The 2,506-nt window shown below is 71.4% G+C and carries 3 protein-coding genes; 2 read left to right on the top strand and 1 reads right to left on the bottom strand.

What is annotated here, in order from left to right; genetic code table 11:
- Positions 1-557, bottom strand: a 557-nt coding sequence (locus AC27KI_RS22730; protein ID WP_487115967.1) for a dicarboxylate/amino acid:cation symporter, incomplete at its 3' end; no start/stop codon positions are given.
- Positions 558-708: 151 nt separating this feature from the next.
- Between AC27KI_RS22730 and AC27KI_RS22725 the strand changes: the two genes are divergently transcribed.
- Positions 709-1,590: a D-hexose-6-phosphate mutarotase gene (locus AC27KI_RS22725; protein WP_487115965.1), complete on the top strand. Its 882-nt coding sequence runs from the start codon at positions 709-711 to the stop codon at positions 1,588-1,590.
- A gap of 36 nt (positions 1,591-1,626) precedes the next feature.
- Positions 1,627-2,406 (top strand): imidazole glycerol phosphate synthase subunit HisF, encoded by a 780-nt coding sequence (hisF, locus tag AC27KI_RS22720; protein WP_272551361.1) that lies wholly within the window; start codon positions 1,627-1,629, stop codon positions 2,404-2,406.
- The last annotated feature ends 100 nt before the right edge of the window (positions 2,407-2,506 follow it).

The following is a 2,506-nucleotide window of genomic DNA, read 5'->3' as shown; positions in this document are numbered from 1 at the left end:
TCGATGCCGCGCACCAGCGTGCGGGCCTTCTCGCCCAGGCCCGCCAGGGCGATGCCGAAGAACATCGAGAACACCACGATCTGCAGGATCTCGTTGTTGGCCATGGCCTCCACGAACGAGCGCGGCACCAGGTGGTTCACGAAGTCCTTGAGCGTGAATTTGGACGTCGCCAGGTGCGCGGACTGCCCCGCATCCGGCAGCGCCAGCCCCATGCTCGCGCCCGGCTGCAGCACGTTGGCCAGCACCAGGCCCAGCAGCAGCGACACCAGCGATGCCGTGAGGAACCACCCCATGGCCTTGGCGAACACCCGGCCCACCGACGACGCATCGCCCATGTGGGCGATGCCCACCACCAGGGTGGAGAACACCAGCGGCGCGATCAGCATCTTGATGAGTCGCAGGAACACGTCCGAGGCGATGGAGATGTAGCCCGCGATGCGCGCGGCTTCCTCCGGCTGGAGCACGTTGGCGTGGATCAGGTGGCCGATCACGATGCCGAGCGCCATCGCGACGAGGATGCCGACCGCGGGCGGGAGCTTTCTTTTCTTGGGCTGCATGGGTTACAGGGCGCGGCCGGCGGGCCCCGAAAGGGGGAGCCGGCGATGCACCGATTTGGGGAAAACCCGCGATTGTGCTGTATGCGGGACGCCGCCCCGCCACCGGCCCCGCGCCCCTGCCCGGCGCGTGGCGGGCTCCTACAATCGCCGGATGACCGCCACTCCGCCCGTGCCGCCCTCCGCGCGCTCCGTGACCTTCCATGGCCTGCCCGCGCTGCAGCTGGCGCTGCCGACGGGCGAGACCGCCACCATCGCGCTGCAGGGCGCCCAGGTGCTGTCCTGGACCGGCCGCGATGGCGCCGAGCGGTTCTTCCTGAGCCCGCGCGCCGCCCTGGACGGCCACTCGCCGATCCGCGGGGGCGTTCCCGTGTGCTTTCCCCAGTTCAACCAGCGCGGCCCGCTGGCCAAGCACGGCTTCGCGCGCACCTTGCCCTGGCGGGTGGAGCGCAGCGAGGCCGATGGCGGCAGCGGCAGCGAGGGCCCCGTGGCCCGCGCCGTGTTCGCGCTGGACGACACGCCCGAGACGCGGGCCTGGTGGCCCCACGGCTTCGCGGCGTGCCTCACGGTGGCGCTGTCCGCCGAACACCTTCTGCTCGACCTGTCGGTGCGCAACACCGGCACCACGGCGTGGGATTTCACCGCCGCGCTGCACGGCTACTACCGCGTGAGCGACATCGCCGCCACCCGCGTGGAGGGGCTCGATGGCTGCGCCCGCTGGGATTCGGTGGCCGACGTGCATTCGGTGCAGCAGGGCCCCGTGGCGTTCGACGGCGAATACGACTGCATCTTCTCGGCCGCGCCCGCGCCACTTCGGCTGCACGCGGGCGACCACGCGCTGACCCTCGCGCAAAGCCCGTCCTGGGGCAACACGGTGGTCTGGAACCCCGGCGCCGCGCTGTGCGCCAAGCTGGCCGACCTGCCCCCCGACGGCTACCGGCACATGGTGTGCGTGGAAGCCGCCTGCATCGACCAACCCGTGCACCTGGCGCCCGGCGCCGGCTGGTCGGGCTGGCAGCGCCTGGGGGCCGGCTGAGCCGCCCCTTCACCCGTTTCTTTCTTCGGACTTCCCATGCTTGCCAAACGCATCATTCCCTGCCTCGACGTGACCGGCGGTCGCGTGGTCAAGGGCGTCAACTTCCTCGAACTGCGCGACGCGGGCGACCCCGTCGAGATCGCCGCGCGCTACAACGGCCAGGGCGCCGACGAGCTGACCTTCCTGGACATCACCGCCACCAGCGACGGGCGCGACCTCATCCTGCACATCATCGAAGCCGTGGCCAGCCAGGTCTTCATTCCGCTGACCGTGGGCGGGGGCGTGCGCACGGTGGAAGACGTGCGCCGCCTGCTGAACGCGGGCGCCGACAAAACGAGCTTCAACTCCGCCGCCATCGCCAACCCGGATGTCATCAGCGCCGCCTCGGCCAAGTACGGCGCGCAGTGCATCGTCGTGGCCATCGATGCCAAGCGCCGCCAGGGCGAGGACCTGCAGGCGCGGGGCGAGGGCTGGGACGTGTACAGCCACGGCGGGCGCAAGAACACCGGGCTGGACGTTTTGCAATGGGCCACCGAGATGGCGCGGCGCGGCGCGGGCGAGATCCTGCTCACCAGCATGGACCGCGACGGCACCAAGTCCGGCTTCGACCTGCAGCTCACCCGCGCCGTGAGCGACGCGGTCAGCGTGCCGGTGATCGCCTCGGGCGGGGTGGGCAACCTCGACCACCTGGCCGACGGCGTGCAGCAGGGCGGGGCCGATGCCGTGCTGGCCGCCAGCATCTTCCACTACGGCGAATACACCGTCGGCCAGGCGAAGGCGCGCATGGCCGAGCGGGGCATTCCGGTGCGGCTGTGACGGGCCGCACCCGGGGCCGCGCCCGCCTCGCGGCGGGGATCTGCACGGTCCTTTTCGCCGCCGTGCTGGCAGGCTGCGCGCAGAGTCCGCGCTCTGCGGG

The organism is Acidovorax sp. KPB24-03 (genome assembly GCF_057546605.1).
This window is presented reverse-complemented; position numbering and strand designations above follow the sequence as displayed.

What these genes read in the sequence shown, in the direction of transcription:
- AC27KI_RS22725 (WP_487115965.1), top strand. Translation starts at nt 709, where the DNA reads ATGACCGCCACTCCGCCCGTGCCGCCCTCCGCGCGCTCCGTGACCTTC.
- hisF (WP_272551361.1), top strand. Translation starts at nt 1,627, where the DNA reads ATGCTTGCCAAACGCATCATTCCCTGCCTCGACGTGACCGGCGGTCGC.